The 23,568-nt window shown below is 65.2% G+C and carries 18 protein-coding genes and 2 pseudogenes; 11 read left to right on the top strand and 9 right to left on the bottom strand.

Annotation, left to right across the window (positions count from 1 at the left end; genetic code table 11):
• Nucleotides 1–210 precede the first annotated feature (210 nt).
• Nucleotides 211–431: pseudogene (locus F462_RS14095) on the top strand (hypothetical protein).
• 271 nt (nucleotides 432–702) lie between these two features.
• Here F462_RS14095 and F462_RS07355 read toward each other — a convergent pair.
• From F462_RS07355 to gshA, 4 genes are all read right to left on the bottom strand, one after another.
• Entirely contained in the window at nucleotides 703–3,861 is a 3,159-nt protein-coding gene (locus F462_RS07355; RefSeq protein WP_038052868.1) for an efflux RND transporter permease subunit, read from the bottom strand.
• The gene (locus F462_RS07350; RefSeq protein ID WP_038052866.1) at nucleotides 3,858–4,964 is read right to left on the bottom strand and encodes an efflux RND transporter periplasmic adaptor subunit; all 1,107 of its coding nucleotides are present in this window, start codon (nucleotides 4,962–4,964) and stop codon (nucleotides 3,858–3,860) included. The genes F462_RS07355 and F462_RS07350 overlap by 4 nt, the downstream gene beginning before the upstream one ends.
• A gap of 92 nt (nucleotides 4,965–5,056) precedes the next feature.
• Nucleotides 5,057–6,073: a glutathione S-transferase family protein gene (locus F462_RS07345; RefSeq protein WP_038052864.1), complete on the bottom strand. Its 1,017-nt coding sequence runs from the start codon at nucleotides 6,071–6,073 to the stop codon at nucleotides 5,057–5,059.
• 147 nt (nucleotides 6,074–6,220) lie between these two features.
• On the bottom strand, nucleotides 6,221–7,807 hold the full coding sequence (gene gshA / locus F462_RS07340) for a glutamate--cysteine ligase (RefSeq protein WP_038054886.1): 1,587 nt from the start codon (nucleotides 7,805–7,807) through the stop codon (nucleotides 6,221–6,223).
• A 164-nt stretch (nucleotides 7,808–7,971) separates the two neighbouring features.
• Between gshA and budA the strand changes: the two genes are divergently transcribed.
• The 7 genes from budA (at nucleotide 7,972) to F462_RS07305 (ending at nucleotide 14,567) form a co-directional block, all read left to right on the top strand.
• Entirely contained in the window at nucleotides 7,972–8,784 is an 813-nt protein-coding gene (gene budA, locus F462_RS07335) for an acetolactate decarboxylase (protein WP_038052862.1), read from the top strand.
• A 71-nt stretch (nucleotides 8,785–8,855) separates the two neighbouring features.
• Nucleotides 8,856–9,254, top strand: coding sequence for a hypothetical protein (locus F462_RS07330; RefSeq protein WP_038052860.1), 399 nt, complete (start codon nucleotides 8,856–8,858; stop codon nucleotides 9,252–9,254).
• Between the two features lie 252 nt (nucleotides 9,255–9,506).
• Nucleotides 9,507–10,709 (top strand): glycosyltransferase, encoded by a 1,203-nt coding sequence (locus F462_RS07325; protein WP_038052858.1) that lies wholly within the window; start codon nucleotides 9,507–9,509, stop codon nucleotides 10,707–10,709.
• Nucleotides 10,710–10,739: 30 nt separating this feature from the next.
• On the top strand, nucleotides 10,740–11,102 hold the full coding sequence (locus F462_RS07320; RefSeq protein ID WP_018874052.1) for a diacylglycerol kinase: 363 nt from the start codon (nucleotides 10,740–10,742) through the stop codon (nucleotides 11,100–11,102).
• Between the two features lie 95 nt (nucleotides 11,103–11,197).
• Nucleotides 11,198–12,016, top strand: a complete 819-nt coding sequence (locus F462_RS07315; protein ID WP_038052857.1) for a UDP-2,3-diacylglucosamine diphosphatase — start codon at nucleotides 11,198–11,200, stop codon at nucleotides 12,014–12,016.
• A gap of 226 nt (nucleotides 12,017–12,242) precedes the next feature.
• Entirely contained in the window at nucleotides 12,243–12,641 is a 399-nt protein-coding gene (locus F462_RS07310; protein WP_038052855.1) for a hypothetical protein, read from the top strand.
• Between the two features lie 240 nt (nucleotides 12,642–12,881).
• Nucleotides 12,882–14,567 carry an alpha/beta hydrolase gene (locus F462_RS07305; protein ID WP_038052853.1) on the top strand — a complete coding sequence of 562 codons (1,686 nt, stop codon included), beginning with the start codon at nucleotides 12,882–12,884 and terminating at the stop codon, nucleotides 14,565–14,567.
• An 18-nt stretch (nucleotides 14,568–14,585) separates the two neighbouring features.
• Here F462_RS07305 and F462_RS07300 read toward each other — a convergent pair.
• Nucleotides 14,586–15,002 (bottom strand): annotated as a pseudogene (locus F462_RS07300) (ABZJ_00895 family protein).
• A gap of 127 nt (nucleotides 15,003–15,129) precedes the next feature.
• A complete protein-coding gene (locus F462_RS07295) occupies nucleotides 15,130–15,495 on the bottom strand; it encodes a hypothetical protein (RefSeq protein ID WP_038052851.1) in 366 nt (121 codons plus the stop codon).
• Between the two features lie 169 nt (nucleotides 15,496–15,664).
• Between F462_RS07295 and F462_RS07290 the strand changes: the two genes are divergently transcribed.
• The gene (locus F462_RS07290; protein WP_038052849.1) at nucleotides 15,665–16,309 is read left to right on the top strand and encodes an outer membrane protein; all 645 of its coding nucleotides are present in this window, start codon (nucleotides 15,665–15,667) and stop codon (nucleotides 16,307–16,309) included.
• A 33-nt stretch (nucleotides 16,310–16,342) separates the two neighbouring features.
• Here the strand turns inward: F462_RS07290 and F462_RS07285 are convergent, their stop codons facing one another.
• The 3 genes from F462_RS07285 to F462_RS07275 all read right to left on the bottom strand — a co-directional run bounded on the left by F462_RS07285 (nucleotide 16,343) and on the right by F462_RS07275 (nucleotide 21,843).
• Nucleotides 16,343–19,546 carry an efflux RND transporter permease subunit gene (locus F462_RS07285; protein ID WP_038052847.1) on the bottom strand — a complete coding sequence of 1,068 codons (3,204 nt, stop codon included), beginning with the start codon at nucleotides 19,544–19,546 and terminating at the stop codon, nucleotides 16,343–16,345.
• 3 nt (nucleotides 19,547–19,549) lie between these two features.
• On the bottom strand, nucleotides 19,550–20,677 hold the full coding sequence (locus F462_RS07280; protein WP_038052844.1) for an efflux RND transporter periplasmic adaptor subunit: 1,128 nt from the start codon (nucleotides 20,675–20,677) through the stop codon (nucleotides 19,550–19,552).
• An 86-nt stretch (nucleotides 20,678–20,763) separates the two neighbouring features.
• Nucleotides 20,764–21,843 carry a penta-EF hand family protein gene (locus F462_RS07275; RefSeq protein WP_038052841.1) on the bottom strand — a complete coding sequence of 360 codons (1,080 nt, stop codon included), beginning with the start codon at nucleotides 21,841–21,843 and terminating at the stop codon, nucleotides 20,764–20,766.
• Between the two features lie 124 nt (nucleotides 21,844–21,967).
• On the opposite strand from F462_RS07275, the gene F462_RS07270 reads away from it, so the two are divergent.
• Nucleotides 21,968–22,804, top strand: coding sequence for a M90 family metallopeptidase (locus F462_RS07270; protein WP_038052838.1), 837 nt, complete (start codon nucleotides 21,968–21,970; stop codon nucleotides 22,802–22,804).
• Nucleotides 22,801–23,208 carry a flagellar basal body-associated FliL family protein gene (gene fliL / locus F462_RS07265; protein ID WP_018141380.1) on the top strand — a complete coding sequence of 136 codons (408 nt, stop codon included), beginning with the start codon at nucleotides 22,801–22,803 and terminating at the stop codon, nucleotides 23,206–23,208. Before F462_RS07270 ends, fliL begins: the two co-directional genes overlap by 4 nt.
• Nucleotides 23,209–23,568: the final 360 nt, after the last annotated feature.

Raw genomic sequence — 23,568 nt, 5'->3', positions numbered from 1 at the left:
CGCGACCCCGGCCCGCTGCGCGGGCCGGGGTTTCCCTCGCTCCGAGGGTTTTCGCGGGCGGCGCTGAACTCGCTGCGCCTACGGCTCCGCTCAGACATCCAGCGCCCCCGTTTCTATTTAGAATCGTCCCGCGAAAACTCTCTCCACTTGGCGCGACGAAAACGGGGAGGCAGGTCAAGACAACGGCCGTCCCGACGATCGTGCCAGTGGATGAAGGCTGGGTCTTCGGACATCTTCGGCACGCTCGGCCTTTGGCTGTTGCGTGCCGCGCCCGCACGCGGGCGCCGGGGGCTTTCAGGCGGCAGGGCCCACTGTTGTTTCGTGGAGCCGGAATACCTTCTGTCTTGACCTGCCCCTCCCGTATGGAGCTCCTCGTGGAGGGCGTGATGGGCCGGCCCGTTTTCCATAAATTCGGGGCGCTGGATGTCTGAGCGGAGCGCAGCGCAGCGCAGCGAGTTCAGCGCCGCCGGCCCAGCACGTCCGGAGCGAGGTTCCCGGGCGAAATCCGGGTGCCCTTCTTTGGGTCCTTTCTTGGGCAAGCAAGAAAGCCAGTTGTTGATCAAAAACGGGCGCGGCGCGCTGGCGAGTCAGCGCCGGGCAGTATGCGGACCGAAGGCACGTAAACACCGGATGCAGAACCAGGGCCAGCCACCAACAGGCATGCGGTGGACCGAAGGCACCACCACCGAGACACCAGAGCGATCAGGGCTCAGCGCGCGGGGCGGTGGCGGCGCGGGCACCGCGGCGCTCGCCGTCGACGTCGTCGATCTCGTCGTCCAGGTCGTGCAGGCGCCGGGTGTTTGCCAGCGGCGAGGTCGTGCCGCGCGCGACCAGGCGATACGCCGACGGGATCACGAATAGGGTGAACAGCGTGGCAAACAGCACCCCGGAAAACACCGCCACCCCGATTACGAAGCGGGTCTCCTGACCCGGTCCGGAGGCCAGGATCAGCGGAATGGACCCGGCCACGGTGGTCAGCGCCGTCATCAACACCGGCCGCAGACGCATACGTGCCGCCTCGACCACTGCCGTATCAAAGTCACGCCCACGGTCGCGCAACTGATTGGCAAACTCGACGATCAAGATGCCGTTTTTCGCGGCCAACCCGATCAGCATGACCATCCCAATCTGACTGTAGATATTCAGCGTCTGGCCCGTCAGATGAAGTCCAAGCAACGCTCCGACCACCGCCAGCGGAACCGTCAGCATGATCACGAAGGGGTGCACGAAACTCTCGAACTGTGCTGCCAGCACCAGGAAGACCACCAGCAAGGCCAGCGCGAAGACGAACAGGATCGCCTCGGAGCCCGCGCGAAGATCCAGCGATTCCCCCTTGTAGTCGATGCCGGCCTCGGCCGGAAGTAACTCGGCGGCCAGTTCGTCCAGGGCATCCAGCGCCTCGCCCAGCGTCATGCCATCCGCCAGCCCGGCGGTCAGGGTGACCGCCCGCGAGCGGTTGTAGCGCTCCAGAGAGGACGGCCCGGCCTGCTCCTCGTAGGTCACCAGACTCGACAAGGGCACCATGTCCCCGGCGGACGAGCGTACATAGAGATTGTCGATATCCCCCGGCGTACGCCGCTGGTCGGTCAGCCCCTCCAGAATGACATCGTACTCCTCACCCCGGTCCACGAATGTGGTGACATCGCGCCCACCGAGGACGATGTCCAGCGTGCGGCCCACGTCCAGCATGGACACGCCCAGATCTCCGGCCCGATCACGGTCCAGGCGCACATTGAGCTGTGGCTGGGTCGGCTCATAATCGAGATCGACCCGGGTCAGCCCCGGTATCTCGGAGGCGGCCTCGCGCATGGTCTCGCCCCATTCCTCGAGCTGCTCATAGTCCGGCCCGGAGATCACAAACTGTACCGGTGGACCGACACGACCTCGCGACAGCCCTTGGCGCATGACCACCCGGGCCTCAACACCGGGCATCTCGTCAACAATGTCGCGAATCTGCTCGATGACCTCCTGCCCCGAGACATCGCGGTCATCCCAGTGTTCAAGGATCGCGATCACGAACCCGTTGTTCATGAGTTCCGAACCCCCAAAACCGCGTGGGGTGCGCACCAGGGCACGACGGATCGGTCCGTCCTCAACCAGTGGCATGATCCGGGCTTCGACCTCGGCCATCTGCTGGCTCATGTATTCGAAATTGGCCCCCTCGGGCCCGTCCACCATCACGAAAAACGCACCACGGTCCTCCTGCGGCGCGAACTCTTCGGGAAGGGTGTCGAACAAATACCAGGCCGCCGCCAGCACGGCCGCCAGGATTGGGACAATCAGCCAGGACGCCTTCAAACCGGTATGCAGGGCGCGCCCGTAGCCGCGCTCCAGGGCCGCAAACCCGCGTCCGATATACCGCGCGGCGCCGGTTTCATCGTCCCCCTTTTGCATGAGCCGCCCGGACAACACGGGCGCAAGGGTTAACGCTACAAGGCTCGAGAAGAACACGGCGATCGCCATAGCGATCGCGAACTCGGTGAACAGGCGCCCAACCGTTCCCTCAAGGAAGGCCAGCGGTACAAACACCGCGATCAGTACCGAGGTGGTCGCCACAATCGCGAACCCGACCTGCCCGGCCCCGCGATAGGCCGCCAGGAGCCCGGGTTCACCCCGCTCGATTCGACGATGGATGTTTTCCAGCATGACGATGGAGTCGTCCACCACCAACCCAACCGCCAGCACCAGGGCCAGCAGGGTGAGCAGGTTGACCGAGAAACCGAACAGGGTGATCCCGATAAACGCGGCGGTGATTGCCACAGGCACGGTGACTGCGGGTATCAGCGTGGCACGCCAACTGCCCAGAAACAGCCAGATCACGAACACAACCGCGGCCGTCGCAACTGCCAGGGTGATGTAGACCTCGCGGATCGCACCCTCGATGAACACCGACTCGTCGTAGGTGGTCACCAGCGAGGTGCCTTCCGGGAGGCTGTCCTGCAGATCTGCGGCCATGGCCTTCACGCCATTGGCCACATCCAGGACATTGGCGTTCGACTGGCGGATAATCCCCAGCCCGATCATGTCCTCGCCATTGCCGCGGAACTCACTGCGCTCGGTATCCGCCCCGATGTTCACATCGGCCACGTCACCCAGACGAACCAGCTGCCCCTGCTCGCCGCGCTTGAGCACCAGATTGGAGAAATCCTCCGGCGTTCGATACTGACGGTCCACCCGCACGGTGAACTCGCGCTCGACCGATTCCAGACGCCCAGCCGGGAGCTCGACGTTCTCTTCCTCCAGGGCGTTGGAGATATCCAGCACTGTCAGCTCGCGCGCCGCCAGTGCCTCGCGGTCCACCCAGATGCGCATGGCATAGCTGCGGGCCCCGCCACGTCGCACCAGGGCCACACCGTCCACCACCGAGATACGATCGATCAGGTTGCGCTCGGCGTAATCCGCCAGCTCCAGCGCGTCCATGGTGGTACTGGACAGGTTGAGCCAAAGGATCGGGTTGGCATCGGCATCCGCCTTGGTCACCTCGGGCGGATCGATATCCTCAGGCAGGTCGCGCATGGCGCGACTGACGGCCTCGCGCACGTCATTCGCCGCTGCATCCAGATCGCGGTTCAGATTGAACTCGATCGTAATTTGGGACTGGCCATCCTCGCTGGAGGACTCCACAAAACGGATGCCCTCGATGCCGGCAATCCGATCTTCCAGCCGCTGGGTTACCTCACGCTCGATGATCTCGCCACTTGCACCGGGATAAACGGTGTTCACCGTGACCACGGGCGGATCCACATCGGGGTATTCACGCAACGGAAGACTGTTGTAGGCGATCAACCCGAAGGTGATCAGCAACAGATTGAAGACAATCGCCAGTACCGGCCGACGATTGGCGACATCCGAGATGATCATTGGCCGGAGCCGCCCCCTTCGGCCCCACGCGGTACGCTCGGTGGCAACACTCGAACCTCGCGCCCATCACGCACACGCGAAACGCCCTCGGAAACCACGACATCACCCGGATCGAGCCCCGACAGAACCTCGGCGTAGCCGGGGTCTCGGCGGCCGATGCGGATGCGCACGCGCTCAACGGTTTCGTCTTCGGTCAAACGAAATACGAAGTGCTGATCCGCCACCTGGCGGATCGCGCCCTCCGGCACGGCCAGGCGGTCCACCGGATCCAGCGACAGCCGAACATTCACCAACATGCCCGGCCGCAGAACGAGGTCCGGATTATCCACTCTTGCCCGCACGATCAGGGTACGAGTGGACACATCCATACGGTTACTAACGGCCGAAACCTGCCCCTCGAATTCGCCTTGAGCACTGCGACCATGGACCACGCGCCCGAGGTCGATCACCCCGGCATGGCGCTCGGAGACCGCAAAATCCACCTTCACTGTGGCGACGTCATCCAGTTCGACTACTGGAGTCCCGGGGCTCACCAGAGCCCCGGGACTCACCTGACGCAGACCCAGGCGACCGGAGAATGGGGCGCGGATCTCGCGGTTCGCAACACGCGCCTCAGCGGCGGCCAGTCGGGCCTCCGCTTCGCTCAATCGGGAACGCTGCTGATCCACTTGCTGCTGAGTCACCACACCATCGGCCACGCGGTCGCGCACGCGCTCCAGCTCCCGCCGGGCCTCGTCGACCTGAACACTGATCTCGCGCACGGCCGCACGCTCTTCCTCCGCATCCAGCCGCACCAGCAACTGCCCCGCCTCGACCTCGTCGCCGTCGTCAAACAGCACCTCGACGACGCGCTCGGTCACGCTGGCCGTGACGGTAACGGATTCACGGGCCTCCACCGTGCCCAGAGATTCCACGCGGGTCTCGAAGGTCCGAGGTTCGACAACGGAAGTTCGAACGGGGGTGCGGGTGTCACGTTCGGATGGTGCCTCATCGAGTTCGGCCGAGTCGTCGCCTTCACTCAGCAGCGGGTCGATCGCGTGCCAGGCGGCCCAACCGGCCGCCACCACGATCAACAAGCCCAGCAACCACCCAATCGCCTTCACTCGGCACTCCCCTCAGCATAAGTGTGGCCCGGGGATCGCCCGGGCCACGGAACACGGCTTCGTTTTCGGTGCCGCCACAAGTGTAACGACCGTCACATTTCGTCGGCGTTCCGCAATGCTGCGGGCAACGACCCGAGCGGTCGGCCATGCGGCGCACTGTAATCGATCACCGGCCCCTTCGGCACGATGCCGCTGGGGTTCAGCATCGGGTGACTACCGTAGTAATGCGCCTTGATGTGATCCATGCGCACCGTCTCCGCCACGCCAGGGCGCTGGTAGAGCATGCGCAGGTAGGCCGACAGGTTCGGGAAGTCCAGCAGGCGCTGACGGTTGCACTTGAAGTGGCTGTAATACACCGGATCGAAACGCACCAGCGTGGTGAACAGCCGCCAGTCCGCCTCGGTCAGCCGGTCCCCGACCAGGAAAGGCTGCCGCGCCAGACGTTCTTCCAACCAGTCCAACGCCTCGAACAGACGGTCGAAGGCCGCCTCGTAGGCATGCTGGGTGGTCGCAAACCCGGAACGGTAGACACCATTGTTCACATTCTCGTAGACCCGATCGTTGACCGCATGGATCTCCTCGCGCAGATCTTCCGGATAGAAATCCAGGGTGTTGCCGGTGAGGTGATCGAAGGCGCCGTTGAACATGCGCACCAGATCTTCGGACTCGTTATTTACGATCCGGTCGGCCTGCGTGTCGAACAGTACTGGCACGGTAATGATGCCGGTGTAATTCGGGTCGGTCCGGGTGTAGAGCTCGTGCATGAATTTCGAACCGTGCACCCGGTCCCCGGTGCAACCATCGCAGTCGTCGAATGACCAGCCAGGATCACCCATGTAGTGGTGAACGACCGACAAGCCGATATGCGACTCCAGCCCCTTCAGCTTGCGCAGGATCAGCGTGCGGTGGGCCCAGGGACAGGCGTAGGAGACATACAGGTGGTAGCGCCCGGATTCGGCGGGATAACCCCCCTCGCCCAGCGGACCGGGCGAGCCATCGGCGGTCACGTAGTTGCGGTACTGCTGGTCCTGACGCACGAACTCGCCGTTCTCGTCGGACTCCTCGTCCAGCCAGCCCTCGCGCAGCTCGCCATTAATCAAGAGGCTCATGTGGGCTTCTCCAGGGTTCCGGCCCGCCGGGACACAGCACGGACCCTTCCGATGATTGTGGCTCCCATCATCGCATCGATTTTATCGAATATAAATTGCGTTAAATGGGCCTGATGATTCGAATAAATCGAATGCTCAGGCCCGGCATCAGGAAGCCCGCAGACTGCCCTCGAAGTAGCGCGCCAAGAAGGCATCGAAATCGAGTTCATCGGCCTGCTCGATCGCTGTCTGCTCGGCGAGGCTCTGGCGCGCCAGCGCCTCCAGCGTATCGGCGCGCGGCAACGGCCCATTGAAGCGGAAGGCCTCGCGATGCTGAGCCGACAGGCGGCTGGCGTAGCGATAAAACCCCTCTTCGCGCGCCATCATGTCTTCCAGCATCCGCGCCGAAGGGGTCAGGTCGGCCTGTTCAACCTTGCCCCATTGTTCGCTGAGTGCTCGACGGTACGGATCACCCGGCAATTCCTGATCGAGGATCGCGGCCACCGGCCGCATCAGGGCCAGCAGTTCGCGCGCCCAGTCCTGCAGCAGCACGTGCTCGTCCTGCCGGCGCAGCTCGAGCCCGGGGCGGCGGCCGTAATGCGCCACGGCCAGCAGGTTGCGGTCGATCGCGTCGAGTTCGCCATCAGCCAGCAGGGGGCTCGGCTGCAACAGGCAGGTCAGGGCAAACACCTCGAGGAACCGCAGCTGAGTCTCGTCCACCCCCAGCGGGTGCTGGGCGTTGATATCCACCGAACGCAGCTCGACGTATTCGATCCCTCGCGCCTCCAGGGCATCGGTCGGCTTCTCGAAGCGCTCCAGCGGCTGCTTCGGGCGCACGGTCGAGTAGTACTCGTTCTCGATCTGCAGGATGTTGGCGTTCAGCTGGCGATATTCGCCGTCGACCTTCACGCCAATGTGCTCCCACTCCGGGCTCGGCGTATTGATCGCGCAGCGCAGCGAGTCGACGTAACCGCCCAGGGAGTTGTAGTCCGCCTTGATGCCGGTGTCCGCCTCCTTGCGATTGGTGTAGCCGATATCCCCCATGCGCAGGCTGGTCGCATGCGGCAAATAGGAGGTATCGTCGTCGAAGTCCTCCAGCACCGCGCCATGGCCTTCGAGAAACGAATTGCACACCGCCGGCGAGGCACCGAACAGATAGGGCACCAGCCAGCCAAAGCGCAGCAGGTTGCGGATCATCCCCATCATCCGCTCGTCGCGGAAGTCGCGGCCGTCTGTCTCGCCCAGCACATCGGCCAGGGCCGGCCAGAACTCCGGGCGTGGGGAGTAATTGAAGTGCACGCCCGCGATCACCTGCATCTTCCTCCCGTAGCGATGGCCGAGCCCGATGCGGTACACGGTCTTCATGCGTCCGGCGTTGGAGCGACCGTACTGCGCCACCGGGATCGCATTGTCGTTCGCCGTTACGCAGGGCATGGAGGTCGACCACAAGGTCTCGTCACCGACGTTTGCGGCGGCGAAGGCCTGCAGGTCGTGCAGAAACCCCAGCGTCTCACGCACATCATCGAACGGCGGGGTCACCAGCTCCAGCAAGGCCTCCGAGTAGTCCGTGGTAATGTGCGGGTGCGTCAGCGCCGAACCCAGCGCGGCGGGATGCGGGGTCAGTGCCGGCGAGCCTTCCGGACCCACGCGCAGCGTCTCCTTCTCCAACCCGATCCGTCCGTGCAAACCGACGCCGGCCAGCGCCTCCGCCAGGCGTGCCACCAGGCCCTGCAGATTACGTTCGTCGGTTCCCACGGAAGCCATACCCTGCACAAATGAAAACTCGGGGAACATACCCGAATGCGGCGATGGGGTCACATGAACGGGCCCACACCGTTGGTTGCCCCGTGCACGCGGTTGCGTCCAATCGCGGCACGCCGCAACCTTGGCCCCACCTCGGAGCATCATAGAAACCCTCCATGCCCACTAACCCAATCCCCACCGAACTCCTCGAACGCCTGGCTGATCGCGCACAGACCGAGGGCATCAGCGAATCGGTCCTTCTGCAGCGTTGGCTGGACGCCGCCGCGCCCACCGCCAGCCTGTACGTATCGGCGCCGGTGAATGCGCTCGTGGAGGGGCTGTACCGCGAGGACACGACCATCGCTGACATCCTGTCGCAAGGTGACTTCGGTCTGGGCACCTTCAACGACCTGGACGGCGAGATGGTGGTGCTGGATGGCGAAGTCTACCAACTGCGCTCGGATGGACGCGCCTATGCCGTCACCTCGGACACGCGCACCCCGTTTGCCTGTGTCACCCACTTTCGCCCCTGGAGCGAGGAGATCATCGACACCCCTCTCGACTACCCAGGACTGCAAGGCCTGTTCGACCGCCTGATCCCGTCGCACAACATGGTGTACGCGATCCGACTGGATGGGCTCTTCGACTACGTCCGGACCCGATCGGTCCCGCGCCAGGACGCCTACCGACCGCTGGTCGAGGTCGCGCGCGAACAGCCAGAGTACGAATTCGAAAACGTCGAGGGCTCAATGGCCGGCTTCTGGACGCCCGAGTTCATGCAGTCAGTTGCCGTGCCCGGCTACCACCTCCACTTCGTCGATGCCGCCCGCCAGCACGGCGGCCACCTGCTGGAGGCCCGCCCGCGGCAGATCCACATTCGCCTGCAGCACTTGCCTCGGGTCGATCTCGGCCTGCCGATGACCCTGGACTATCTGACCGCCAATCTGACTCGAGATACCCGCGACGACCTGAACGAAGCGGAACACTGAGTCCCGACCGTTGCCCCACCAGCAGTCTTGCTAACATTAGATACTGCTCATCCATTTCGGGCACCGCCAGCATGGAACCCACACCGCCTCGCCGCAGCTGGGACGAACTCGTTGTGGACGCCCTGCGCGCCCCCGCCACGGGGTTATTCGTACTCGGCCTGATACTGGGTGCAGGCCTGATGCACTGGCTGGTGGAATCGCCTCCGCCCGAGGGCGCGCTGATGGTCACCCTGCACAACGACAGCGATGTCGCCATTCGATCCGTACACTTCGACTTCGGTCACGAGCTATCGGAGTCCAGCCTTCGCGAGGGAGAAATCGGCGCGGGTGAACGCCGGCGCGTCGCCCTGAACCATGTCCCGGCGGCCGGCTTCAATGTCGAAATCCGCTACGCGGACGGGCACGTTCAGGAGTTCTGCGCCAATCGCGGCGTCGAGGGCTGGGCACAAGAAGTCCGCGTCTACCGCTGAACGGGCCGCATTTTCAGGCATCGTTACGCAGTCGTCCGCCCCCGCACACGCGTTTTACTGGCACCTCACAAGAACCTCGACAAGCCCGGCGGGAGCGCTTCCTGCGGCGCGCGGTTTCGGCGTGACAGTCGAGCCCTGACCTGCCGCATTGCAGCGCAACGTCGTTGCAGCGAATTCGTCATCACACGGTCACGTGGACGATCCAGACTCCGGGTTTCGAGTCTTGTGACAGGCGCCGCCGTGCACATACTGATGCTGAGTGACGTGTATTTTCCCCGGATCAACGGGGTCTCCACTTCACTGGCCAGCTTCCGCTCGCAGCTCCAGCAACTGGGCCATCGTGTCACCCTGGTCGCCCCGGCCTACCCCGGACTGGGGGCGCACCCAGGTCCGGCCCCGGATGACAAGGACCTGATCCGCATCCCGTCGCGCTACCTGATCGTGGACCCGGAGGATCGCATCCTGAAGGGCCGCCTGATCCGCCGAACCCTGCACGAGGCCGGTATCGAACGGACCGACCTGATCCACATCCACACCCCCTTCGTGGCGCACTACGCCGGATTGCGTCTCGCGCGACACTGGCAGGTACCGGTGGTCGAGACCTATCACACGTTCTTCGAAGGGTACCTGCAGCACTATCTGCCGTGGCTGCCCGCCGCGTGGCTGCGGGCCTTCGCGCGGCGCGTGTCGCGGGCTCAATGCAATGCGGTGGACCGGGTCATTGCCCCCTCGGTGGCGATGCGTCAGACGCTACTGGAATACGGCATCGAAACGCCGATTGTCCGCCTGCCGACCGGTATCGATCCGGCGGCCTGGTCCGGGGGCGACGGCCATCTATTCCGGGCCGAACGCGACATCCCCTACGGCCGCGAGATGCTGGTTCACGTCTCCCGCATCGCCTTTGAAAAGAACATCGGCTTCCTGCTCCAGATGCTGCAGCACCTGCGCAGTAAACGCCCCGACATCCTGCTATTGATCGCGGGCGAAGGGCCAGCGCGAGACGATCTGGAACGCCAGGCTGAGCGCCTGGGCCTGCAGGACAACATCCACTGGTGCGGCTACCTGGACCGGGACACCACTCTGATCGACTGCTACCGCGCCGGGCATGCCTTCGTGTTCGCCTCGGCGACCGAAACCCAGGGGTTAGTCCTGCTGGAGGCCATGGCCAGCGGCCTGCCGGTCATCTCCACCGCTTGCCTGGGTACCACCGACATCCTGACCGAAGCATCCGGCGCCGAGGTCGTGCCCGAGAACCCCACGCTCTTTGCCGAACGGGTGGCCGCGGTACTGGATGACCCCGACCGCCAACGCGCCATCCGTGAGGCACACGGGCGCTGGGTACAACAATGGAGCGAACGCGAGATGACCCAAAAACTGCTCGCCCTGTACCAGGAACTGGCCGGCAGCGGCGAGGCGATCGCTAGCACACAGGCCGCGGCTACCCGAACCCACTGACCCTCTGCAAACCGTATTCCTGGAACCAACATGGCCAATGGTGGAGCAACCGGCATCACCCGCATCCTGCGGGCCTTCGTGTACTCGTGGCGCGGCCTTCGGGCGACCTTTCGTCACGAAGAGGCGTTTCGCCAGGAACTCGTGCTTGTCGTACTGCTGGCGCCCCTGACACTGGTCATTGGCAACACGCCGACCGAGCGCGCCCTGCTGCTCGGGAGCCTGTTCCTGATCCTCATCATCGAGGTCCTGAACTCCGGCATCGAAGCCACCGTGGATCGCTTCGGGCCGGAACAGCACAAGCTCGCGGCGCGCGCGAAGGACATGGGCTCCGCCGCCGTCCTGCTCGGCTTTCTGCACGCCATCGTGATCTGGCTGCTGATCCTCTGGCCCTGAGCACGTACGGCGTCATCACCCAATCGTCATCATCCCGCCACCCGATGGTCACGCCACCGCGCGATGCTGTCGGCACGCCCCCGCGGGAGTCATCGATGGCCACTCTGGATTGCCGCACCCTGTTTCTGTCCGACCTCCACCTGGGTACGCGCGAGTGCCGAGCCGACTACCTTCTGGACCTCCTGAGAAAGGTCAACTGCGACCGCCTAGTGCTGGTCGGCGACGTGTTCGACCTCTGGGCCATGCGCCGCCGCATCTTCTGGAACGCGACCCAGGCCGCCGTCGTCGAACAGGTCGTGTCCCTCGCGCTGCACGGCGTCGAGGTGATTTACATCCCGGGCAATCACGATGAACTAGTGCGGGGCTTCGTCGGCTCCGAAATCCGCGGCGTGCGCATCGAGCACGAGCTGGTGCACTGGACCGCCGACGGCCGCCGCTTCCGCGTGACCCACGGCGACGAATTCGACGGCGTCGTGCGCCACAGCCGCCTGGTCCACGCCCTGGGCGACTTCGGCTACAACCTGCTGCTACGCGGCAGTCGCTATCTGAACGGCATCCGCCGGCGCCTCGGCCATCCGTACTGGTCCCTGTCCGCCTGGCTCAAGACCCGTGTCAGCGGGGCCGCCCGCGAATACATCCGCCGCTTCGAAAACGCAGCCGTCACCGCCGCGCGCAAGGGCGGTTTCGACGGCTGCATCTGCGGCCACATCCACAAACCGAACATCGAATCCTTCGGCGACATCCTCTACTGCAATGACGGCGACTGGGTCGAACACTGCACTGCCCTGGTGGAAGACCGCGCTGGTAACCTCAGCCTTCTGCACTGGTCCGACCACGGGACCGTGGAACGCGCCGAGGCGGCCACCCCCACCCTCGACTCACTCGACCTCGAATCCCTCCTCACTAAGCGGTAACGCCCTCGCGCGCGCCTCACCTTAAACATCCGATACCACCGTCGAAATTGAGCTTTCAAGACCCCAAGACGGCCTGATTACACACCCATCTCATTGATTTTTAGACCCCCTCCTGAGGTCCGACCCCGTCATTGCCGCCCGTCATGGCCGTCATTCCGCGATGCTCTCGGCGCGCCAGGAAAGCGTTTGTCACCGGGCTGTCATGCCTCTGTAGTAACTTGGCCACATGAGTGAATCACGATCCCGCCACTGGGCGGGAGCAGGCGCCGACCTGCTCCTGTTGCTGAAATCCATCGAGAACCACGAACAGGCGCTGCGTCTGGCGCGTGTGGCCGGCTGGGTGCTGGTGTTCGCGGGCGTTGTAGTGGTGATGTTGGGTGTTCTGGTCGCGCATACGCCTACCATGACGGAGGGGACGCTGGTTGCGCTGTTGGCGCTGGTGGGTGGCTGGCTGCGGAGCCGGGTCTCCGCAGTGTTGCTGATGCTGTTGATGGCGCTGGGCCTGGCGACCGGGCTTGCGGTGGGTGCGGCCACGGGGGGCCTTCTGCTGCAGGTCGCGTTGTTTGGGGTTGCGTTACGGATGGTTGAGGGGACTTTTCGGTTTCGGCGGCCTGCGGCGGGGTAGGTTGGATTGGAAGGAAGCTCGAACGTGGTGCTTTAGCGCGCGCTGTGGCTTCGGATGGAGGTTACTCGATCCGCTCGCCCTTTGGGCCGATCTGTGCCCGTTCAACGCGCTTCGCGCTTTTGTGCTTCGTCGCTACGCTCCTCGCAATGACGGGCGGGATGGGAGCGGGGAGACTTGAACCCACAGGGCCGGGCCGACAGGATTAGACTTTCCGCCATCCGTGAAGGGAACGCTTACGCGATGTCCGTCGTCGCTCGCCTACAAACCCGAGTGCGAGGCTTTATCTGGCCTGGCTGGGCCAATCGTATCCTGAGGACGCTGTCGATCCCAGGGTTGATCCTGGCCTCGCTGTTCTTTGCCGCGTCACTGACGCCCAGCCTGATCCCGCGCACCGACGACGTTCAGGGCATCCTGTCGGGGCTGTCGCTGGCGGCGGGTTACGGGCTGGGCGTATTCCTCCACTGGCTATGGTCGTACCTGGAGCTGCCCGAGTTCAGTGATCGCACGCATAACGTGCTGGTGCTGATCGCCGGGGGTGGCGCCGCCGTGATCGTGCTGCTCTTCCTCTGGCAGGCCACCGAGTGGCAGAACACCATCCGCGAGCTGATGGAGCAGGAACCGGTAGACGGCAACTTTCCCATCCGCCTGGGGCTGATCGCCGCCGCAGTCTTCGCCGCCACCCTGGCCGTGGCCCGACTGTTTCAGCTACTAGTCCGCTTCGTGGCGATGCGGCTGCGCCGATTTATCCCACGTCGACTGTCCAACGTGATCGGTGTGCTGGCCTCCGTGGCGGTATTCTGGGCGGTGATCGACGGGGTCATCCTGGAATACGGTCTGCGAACTGCCGACCGCAGCTTTCAACAGTTCGACGTGCGTGACTTCCCCGGGGCCGAGCAACCCTCTGCCCCGTTAAAGACCGGCAGTGATGCGTCTCTGATCCCGTGGGACCCGGGCCTGGGCCGCCAAGGGCAGCGCTTCGTAACCCAGGCACCGAGCGGAGAGGAGATCGGCGCGTTTCTGGAAGCCGAGGCCCAGGATCCGCTGCGCGTCTATGTCGGGTTGAACGCCGCCGAAACCATCGAGGAACGCGCACGCCTCGCACTGGAGGAGCTGCAGCGGATCAATGCCTTCGACCGCTCCGTGCTCGTACTGGCAACGCCAACCGGACGCGGCTGGGTCGACAGCCGCGCCATTACGCCGATGGAATACCTGCACGGTGGCGATATCGCGACCGTGGCCGTGCAGTATTCCTACCTGCCCAGCTGGCTGTCCCTGATGGCGGAATCGCAGTACGGCCACGAGACCGCGCAGGCAGTGTTCGCCGAGGTCTACGGGCACTGGAAACAGCTGCCGGCGGACGAACGCCCGGAGCTGTACCTCTACGGGCTTAGCCTGGGGGCGCTGAACTCGGAACGCTCAGCCGACCTGTACGACGTGATTGGTGATCCATTCTCCGGGGCCTTGTGGAGCGGCCCGCCATTTCGTAGCGAAACCTGGCGTGACATTACTCGCCAGCGCCACCCGGATTCCCCGGCCTGGCTGCCCCGCTTCCGCGACGGCTCGGTGGTGCGTTTCACCAATCAGGAAAACCACCTGGATATCGCCGATGCCGACTGGGGGCCGATGCGCATCGTCTACCTGCAGTACGCCAGCGACCCGATCACCTTCTTCGAGCCGCAGGCGCTGTACCGCAAACCTGAGTGGATGCAGCACCCGCGCGGGCCGGACGTCTCGCCGGACCTGACCTGGTACCCAGTGATCACGATGCTGCAGCTGGCCGTGGACGTCACCATCGGCGATGCGGCGCCGCGCGGCTACGGCCACGTGTATGCCACTGAGCACTACATCGACGCCTGGAACGCCGTCAGCAACGCCGGCTGGTCCGACGAAGAACTCCGCTCGCTGAAGCGCCACCTCGCCGACTAGGCCGCGCAAACATGCACGTTACGGCGTGGCTTCGTCTGCGACCAGGCCCCGCTTGCGCAAGCTACGCCCCGTGGAGTGAACCATTGCAGCAATGAACAGGGCGTAGATCAGCGCGACGACCCCGAGGATGCCCAGGAACAGCGCGTCTGGTTCGACCTCGCCTGCGAAGACAGCGATGAGGCTCAAAGGGACATCTGTGAGCCAGAACATCGCAACCATGCCGGCAATCACCCGCCATTTCTCTCCGCGCGCGAGGTAGCGCCCGTTCTTGCGACCGAAGGTCTCGCAGGGCCATACGACGGAGACACCCAGGATCGCCATGCCGATTGCGGAGCCGATCCCCTACAGTTCGAAATAGGCGATCGCGACGCTCGCGGCGATCATCAGCGAGAAATAGAGCAGTGCAAAGCGAAGCAGCAGACCCTTGATGGACATCGTTTCCCCTCCTTGGGATATCGGCGGATGCGCTGATTGAATCGCTCCCCCCATTGAAGGCCGCACCATCCTGTGCGGCGAATCTGGGCACCAGATCCTTCTGGCACCCAAAGCTATCGTGGAACGGTCATTCCTGTTCGGTGAACTTAGCGCCCTCGATGAGCACCGGGTAGGTGTAACCCGCGCCGAAATCGCGATCCAGGGTCAGGGTGCCGGTCACGACCACACGGTCGCCAACCTCGGGCATTTCCGTCGAGGTGATGGTGATGTAGTCCCCTTCGCCCCCGGTTCCATCCACAAAGTGGATGAAGTTGCGCCCCATGATGTCGTCATTCACCCGACCCACGATGCCTTCCAGGCGAACCTCTTCGCCATCCAACTCGGCCGGGGCCTGATTCAACTGCTCCACGGTATGAACGTCGTCGGCGCTGGCAGCGCCCACCCAGAACGATGCCAGCAAAAGCGATACCAGAATTCCCGTTCGCATGTTCATTCACTTAACTCCCGTTGCGTGCAATGTCTCGGTCGCGTGCCGACCCAAATCCGAGATTCTGGCATAGATCCCGAATCACCCGCGCAATGCCGTTCGGCGCGAACTGTGCCACCATCCCCGCGGGCCATCGACACGGCCAGTAACGCGATCGCACTCAAGGGAGAACCTCATGCACCAGATAACCCGTATCGGCGTGGCCGTGGCCGGCGCCTTCACCTTGCTGGCCTCCCCCAGCGCCGCCCATGCCAGTCCGTTCCACGGTGCCTACGTTGGGGGGCAGATCGGCTGGGCCAGCTACGACACCGACTACGACGAGGGCGATGGTGACGGCATTTCGGGTATCAGCGCCACCGGCTTCACTGGCGGCGCCATGGCCGGCTTCGGTACCGTTCTGGACAACGGCCTGTACCTGGGCGGCGAACTGGACTTCCAGTCCGAGGATGCCGACCTGACCGTACGCCTCGACGATGCCGAACTGGGTCAGGACATCAAGTACAGCTACGGACTGACCGGCCGGATCGGCCACGTGGTGAACGACCAGGTGTTGTTTTACGGGCTGGCCGGCTACCAGCGCGCCCGCACCGATACGCGGCTGAGCGACGACGGCGACCCGTTGGGCCGCTTCAAGAACAGCCTGAACGGCGGTCGCCTGGGCCTCGGGGTGGAATACCAGATGGAGAACCGCATGTTCCTGCGGGCCGAGTATTCGTACACGTTCTTCGAGCGCGAACGCATCCGTCCGGAACCCGGCACAACCCTGCGCTTCGACACGGACGCCTCCCGCTTTATGGTAGGCGTGGGCTACCGGTTCTAGTAACGCCGGCGAACCGATCGGAAGACGGCCCCGCTACCCTCGGAGCGCGGGGCCGCCCGATTCTTGTGCCTCGACACCGCGCCCGCCACCGGTCAGACGATGTTTGATCCCTTCGGCGGCGTGATTCACGAGCAGATAGAGACACGGCACAACCAGTAGCGTCAGAACCATCCCCGCAATCAACCCACCAACCACGGTCAGCGCCAGCGGGCGCATGATCTCGGCTCCCTCACCCAGACCAATCGCCAGCGGCAGCATGCCGAGCACGGTGGTAATGGTCGTCATCAGGATGGGGCGCAAGCGCAGCGCACCGGCCTCCACCACCGCCCGCGCCGGGCTCAAGCCGCGCCGTCGCCGGCCCTGCTCGATGTATTCCACCAGCAGGATCGCGTTGTTCACGACCACCCCGATCAGCAGGATCGCCCCGATCATCACCGGCGCGGAAACCGGCGTATTCGTGACCCACAGAATCGCCACCACCCCGATTAGCGAAAGCGGAGCGGCGGCCACAATAATCAACGGATTGGCCAGACGCTCGTATTGCACGGCCAGCACCACCAGAACCAGGAAGATCGCTAGGGCCACCACCGTCGCCATCTCGCGTTGGGTCTCCTGGATGGTCTCCCACTCGCCGCCGATCAGCAGACTGTAGTGCTCCGGTATCTCGATCTCGGCCAGGCGGCTTTCGACCTCAGCCATCACCGAACCGACATCGCTGACCTCGGTGTTGATGTCGCCGTTCACCCGTACCACGCGGCTCTGATTCTCGCGCTCGATATGCGCTGGCCCTTCGCCGATCTCGAACTCGGCGACGTCCGCCAGCCGCACCGGATCGCCGTTGTCGCGGAACAGAATCATGCGCCCCAGCGTGGCCGTGTCCTGGACCTCCTCGCGCGGCAGGCGCACACGCAGGTCGTACTCCCGGTCGTCATGCACATACCGGGTCGGCACCGCCCCGTCCACAGCGTCCCGAATCGCCTGGCCGACCTGCCCCACCGGTAGACCCAGTGCGGCAGCGCGCTCACGATCCACATGGACGCGCAGAATCGGACTCTGGTCCTCGCGCCCGACCTCGACCCCCTCCAAGCCATGGATACCCTCCAGTCGTCCTGCGATATCGCGGGCGATGGCACGCATCTCGGCCAGATCAGCACCCACCACGGCGAGCGACAGGTCGTCCCCGGTGATGCTGAACTGCAGCCCCTGGATACTCGGCGGCCGCACCGTGATCCGGGCGCCTGGGAGATCCAGCTCATCCATCGCCTCCTGGGCCTCCGCCACCCACTGCCCGGCGCTCATCTCGCGGCTCCCCGCCGGCGTCAGCTTCACGGTTATGTTGGAGGTCCCCGGTCGCTCGTTGACGACGCCGCCACCCAGGTGGCCGCCGACCATGGCGAACACACTCTCCACATGGGGCAGCCCCTCCAGCGCTTCTTCAATCTGGCGAGCCGCCGCGTCCGTCTCGTGCGGCGGAGTGCCCGGGGGCAGGACCATACGCACACTGAGCTGCCCATCATCCACCTGCGGCAGAAACTCGGTGCCTAGCTCACCGCCCACCTGGATCGCCCCGACCAGCAGCACGCCCGCGGCACCGACCACCACCCAGCGTGCCCGCAACACCTTCGGCAGCAGGCGTCGATAGCGCCGGCGCAACCCTTGTACCCCGTGGTCGAACCCCCGTAAAAACCAGGTCCGGTCCAGCCCGCTCTCCCAACGCATGCGCGTTAGCAATGCCGCCAGCATCGGTACCAGCGTAATCGCCGCGGCCAGCGTGGCGATGATCGCGAAGGACAGGGTCAGGATCAGCTCGCGGAAGATCAGCGCCCCGATCCCGGTGATCAGCAGGAAGGGCAGGACCGCCGCCAGATTGGTCAGCGTACCGGCTGTGATCGCCGAGACCACCTCGCCGGCCCCGTCGTGGGCGGCGGCCTCCGGGGGTTTGCCGAGCTTGTCGCGGTGGCGAACGATGTTCTCCAGCATGACGATCGCGTTGTCGAGCAGTAGCCCTACACCCAGCGCGAGCCCGCCCAGGCTGATGATGTTCAGGGTGAGCCCGCCCAGCCCCATCATGGCGAAGGTCGCCATCAACGCGATCGGGATCGACAAGCCAATAATGAAGCTCTTGCGCAGGCTGCCGAGGAACAGGAAGACCGCCAGCATGGCCAGCACCCCTCCGAGGATCGCGGCGGTGCCCACCGACGTCACCGCACCACGTATGAACGGTGCGGAGTCACTGACCACCTCCCACTGGATATCCTCGGGGATGAAGCCCGATCGCTCCAGCCGCCTGAGCGTCGCGCGCACGGCATCCACCGACTCAACGGTATTGGCCTCCGGCAGCTTGAACACCGACACACGCGCGGCCGGCGTGCCATCCAGGCGGATAAACAGACGCTGCTCGCGGTGGCCGTCGCGCACCTCGGCCAACTCGCCCAAACGCACATGCGCCGACTGTGGCCCCGGCAGCGGAATCAGCACGTTGCGCACATCCGCCTCGGAGGTGAACAGTCCCTCGGTCTTGGCCATGACGTCGAAGGTGTCCGAGGTCACCCAGCCCCCGGCGACCTCGCGGTTCTCGTCCGCCAGGGTCTCGCTGATCGCCGCCAGCGACAGGCCGTAGCCCCGCACCCGCTCCTGATCCAGGATCACCTCCAGCTCCCGCTGCTGACCGCCGGAGGCCTCCACCGAGGAGATCCCGTGGATGGCGATCAACTGCGGGGCCAACTCGTGCTCCACCCAGTCGCGAACGGCGGTCTCGGAACGCACGGTGGAGGAGAAGCCAGCCTCCCAGATCGGATCCTGCGACGGGTCGAACTTGTACAGGCGCAGGGATTCGAAATCGTCCGGCAACTGGGTGCGCGCCAGCTCGAGGTGACGCGCCGCATCCTGCAACGCCAGATCCAGGTTGGTCCCGTACTCGAACAGCAGGTTGACGTTGGTGCGCCCTTCGGAGGCGCGGCTGTAGATCCGGGTCAGGTTCTCGGTCGCCGCAAGATTGCGTTCCAGCACCCGTGTGACCTGCTCCTCCATGACCTCCGGGGCGGTGCCCGGGTGGTTCACCGTGACCCGGATGTGCGGGTACTCGACATGCGGCAGCAGGTCCACCGGCAGGCGATCGACAAAGAACATGCCGAGCACGATCACCACCGAGGCCAGCGCCATGATCGCGACCGGCCGGCGGATGGAGAAGCTGGTCACCCGCCCGTGTGGGCGCTGGGAGTCCCCCGCATCGGCCATGCCCTAGCCCCGCCAGCCGACAATGCGCACGCGCTGACCCTCGCGCATGTCGATCGGATTGGTCGCCAGCACGATCTCGCCTTCTTCCAAACCCTCGGTAATCTCGGTCCAGGGGCCTCGGGTCACACCGGTCTCGACCGTGCGCCGTTCCAGCTGCTCGTCCACGACCACGTACACGTAGCGCGCGTCATCGTCCTCGCCGATCGCCGCAGCCGGCACCGCCAGCACGTCTGGGCGCTCATCGACGGTCATGCGGATGCGTGCGAGGTTACCCGGACGCACGCCGTTGTCGGCTGCCTCGGCCGGCAGCGCGATCTCCACCGTCACCTGCTGGGAATCCGGCGAGGCCGCCGGGAAGATGCGCCGGATTTCGGCGACATAGTCGGCATCCTGAAAGGCATCCAGCCGAGTGGGCACGTCCTGGCCCACGACCAGGTCGCGCACATCCAGCTCGGACACCCCGGGTCGCAGCACCAGCGTAGTAATATCGACCAGTTCCAGCAGCGCATCGCGCGCAGCGACGGCCTCTCCGGGCTCCACCATCCGCTCGGTGATCACCCCGTCGCGGCTGGCAGCGAGCGTCCCGTAGTCGACCCGCGCCTGCCACAGGGCCTGCTCGCTCTCGGCTGAACGCAGCGCGGCGCGGGCCCGTTCGTAGCTGGCGCGGCTGGAAATCCCCTCGTCACGCAACTCGGCGCTGCGCGCATATTCCAGCTGCGCCTCCTCGGCATGGGCCTCGGCGCGCGCCAGCTCCGCCCGCTCCTCGGAGACATCCAGTTCCACCAGGGTCTCGCCCTGCTCGACCCGGTCCCCTTCCTCGACATGGACGGCCTCGACCACGCCATCCGCACGCGCCGCCAGACGCACCCGCGCCATCGGCTCGACCCGCGCGGAGAGGCGCAGCTCGCGCGACAGATCCCGCGGCTGAACCTCCAACGCCGCGATGGGCGTGGCCGCCTCGGCGGCCGATGGGTCAGCCGCCTCCGAGGGCTCGGTTCCACAGCCGGCGAGCCCCAGAGCAAGAGCCAGCAACAGGCCACCCGCCCTGCGGGGAACTGGCAGGACCCACAGCAACAACACGGGGAGCCGTCGGATGGACTGCGCCGGGAAGTAGAAGGTTTCGAGTTGCATCCGTCGGATCGCTCGCGGGGAGTGGGCGAATACACAGGGTAGCCGTTGTATGACCTTCGGCGCACAAAGGCGCCCACGGGCCGGTGTCAGGCGGTCAGGTCGATCTGCTGCACGCTGCCGCTACGTCCATCCTCGCCGACCCAGACGCTGGTCGACTGCACCTGGCCCAGCAGGCTGTTGTCGCCGCCATGGCGCAGGTCAAAGGGGGTGCTGACATGGCCCAGGTAGATCGCCCCCACCCCCACCTCGCCCAATGCCAACAGCTGGTCGCGGCCCTGGGCGTCGCGGGTCCATACGCGCAGGCGGTCATAGACCGGGTCCGCCGCATCGATCCAGCCGTTGCCGTCATGATCGAAGCGGCGCAGCTCGGCGAAACCGTCACCGGTCAGCGGTCCGAACAGCTCGGAGCCGTCAGCGACCTGCCCGCTGCCCGAGCGGTCGATGGCCAGAAAACCGCTACCGGGCTGGAGGAATGCCACTTGCTGCGGCGAACCATCGGCGTCCAGATCGAACTCGAAACGGGTGTCGGTCAGGGCCGCAGCCGGGGCATCGAAATTGATCACCAGCGGGTCGTGCAGCTCGCCATCGACACCGCCCTGAATGCGAGTGTGCTCGACGAATTCGCGGCTCATGGTCAGGGCAATGTCGATCTCGATGGTCTTGCCGTCGGCCGTCTGCACCCGCCCCTGGGCCTGGAAGGCCGTGCGCTCGATCTCCACCCGGGTCTGCTCCACCGACCAAGCCACAGCGAGGCCGCCACCTGCACGCGGGGCGTCCAGGCCCCTTGCTACGGGCGGTTCGAGAAATTCCGGCGGGTTCGCACCCGCTTTTGCCTCAGGCCGGAGGGCCGCCGGGTCCACGACGCGGATCTCGCGACCGGTAAATCGCTCCAGGATCAGCCGGAGCAGTTGCGTGCGGAGCTGGTCCACGGATGTCAGCTCGCTGTCCGCCGGGGCTACGCCCACGAAGGGGGCGCGCATGGCCGCGACGGAGGCCGGGTCCGACCGTTCGCCCCGGCCTGGGCCGGCGATCCCGGGCGGACCGGCGCCCTGACTGGGCTCCACCGGCGGCGCGGCCTCGCGCACCGTAAAACGCATCTCGCGCCGGGTGGCCTCCAGCGACAGGCGCTGGCTCGAAAGCTGCATGGAGTAATCGGCAATGTGCATGGAGGTTCCCCGTCAGGACGGCTACTGAAGGGGGTAACGGCTGGCCGGCGGCAAATCTTAGCCGCCAGCGGCAAGCGGCTGCCGCGGGCGGACGCGGCGCCTCCAAACATGCGACGATCGGGCGATGAACTCGACACCGCAATTCCCGCTGCGCGGCCTGTTCCGACGCCTGCTCGGGCCGTTCGCCGGACTGGAACCGGAGGCGATCGCCCTCGACAACGACGAGTGGGAGGCCCTTCGCCGGCGGGTGCCGTTCATCGCCTGCCTCACACCGGAGGAACGCTCCCGGCTGCGCGAGCTGATCGGGCAGATCCTGGCGCAGAAGGAATTCATCGGGATCGCCGCAGAACCCGAGCCGTGGCAGTGCCAGGTGATCGCGGCCTACGCGGCGCTGCCCGTACTTGAGCTCGGGCTTGAACCCTATCGCGATTGGCGAACCTTGATCCTCTACCCGGACACCTTCGTACCGGAACACGAGTGGGTCGACGAAGCCGGCATCGTGCATCAGGGGGCCATTCCCCAGTCTGGCGAGGCCTGGGAGCGCGGCCCGGTAATCCTGTCCTGGAACGATGTCGAGCGCGACGCGGCCGTGGTGGTGCACGAAATGACCCATGTACTGGACGCCGGTAACGGAGAGGTCAACGGCTTTCCACCGTTGCCTCGCGGGCATTCCCCCGAGGCCTGGACCGAGGACTTCTCGCGCGCCTTCGACGGCTTCGTCGCCGCTGTGGAATCGGGTCGGGTACCGGAATCCGAACTGCCGCTGGATCCCTACGCGGCCACCGCACCGGAAGAGTTCCTGGCGGTCGCGGTAGAATCATTCTTCTTCGAACCCGGCCGCCTGCGCGAGGCGATGCCGGAGATCTACGAACACCTGGTGGCATACTTTGGCCAGGAACCCCATCGACGCGGCGCGCTGATCGCCTCCAGCACGCAGACCGCAGTGGAGAACGCCCCATGATCCGTCCCACCTTTTTCGCCCTGCCCACGGCCCTGCTGGGCCTCATCCTGCTGCTGGCCGCACCACTGGCCACCGCCGTGGACGACCTGGATAGCCATTACGTGACGCTGGAGCCGGTGGTCGTGAACATGGAGGCCTCTGATCGGGGGCGTTACCTGCAAGCCTCGATCCAGCTGGAGGGTAACAACCTGGAAGATGCCCGCCAGATCCGCGAACACATCCCGGCGGTACGCGACCGGCTGATCCGAATCCTCGGTGGTCGCAGCCCGGAGAGCCTGACCGGAAGCGGCGCCCGCGAGGACCTGCGCAACGAGGCGACGGACGAGCTGAACGCGCTACTGGAAGAGATCACGGGTTCACCCCGAATCGCCGCGTTGTACTTCTCGGACTTCATCCGCCAGTAAGCCCGCTGAAGAGCCAGGTCAAGGGCGGTTCACAGGAAGGCGGGAAGATCCCGAAGGGTCTGGATGGAAGGGTTAAGGAGACGCTGATTGAATCGCACGTCCGCGCTCGAGTCGCTTTTGCGTGCGAACAAGGCGCGGTGACTGCCGTGCAGTCATTCTGCACAAAGGAGCCGCAACGCCGTGCGCGCGCAAAAGCGGCCGAGCCCCTGCTTTCAATGGTTTGTGGGGTTGGTGCCCCCTGTTCCCCGATCCTGCGTTGCGCCGCTTGCGGGTAGAACCACTACCCGCTGCACGACGCGCCTGGTCTCGGAAAACAGGGGGCACCAACGCGGACGTGCGATTCAATCAGCGTCTCCTTAA

Origin of the sequence: Thioalkalivibrio sp. ALJ1 (genome assembly GCF_000745395.1) — a bacterium.
Classification (GTDB): domain Bacteria; phylum Pseudomonadota; class Gammaproteobacteria; order Ectothiorhodospirales; family Ectothiorhodospiraceae; genus Thioalkalivibrio.
Note: the sequence above shows the minus strand (reverse complement) of the source record. Positions and strands in the feature narration are given on the sequence as shown.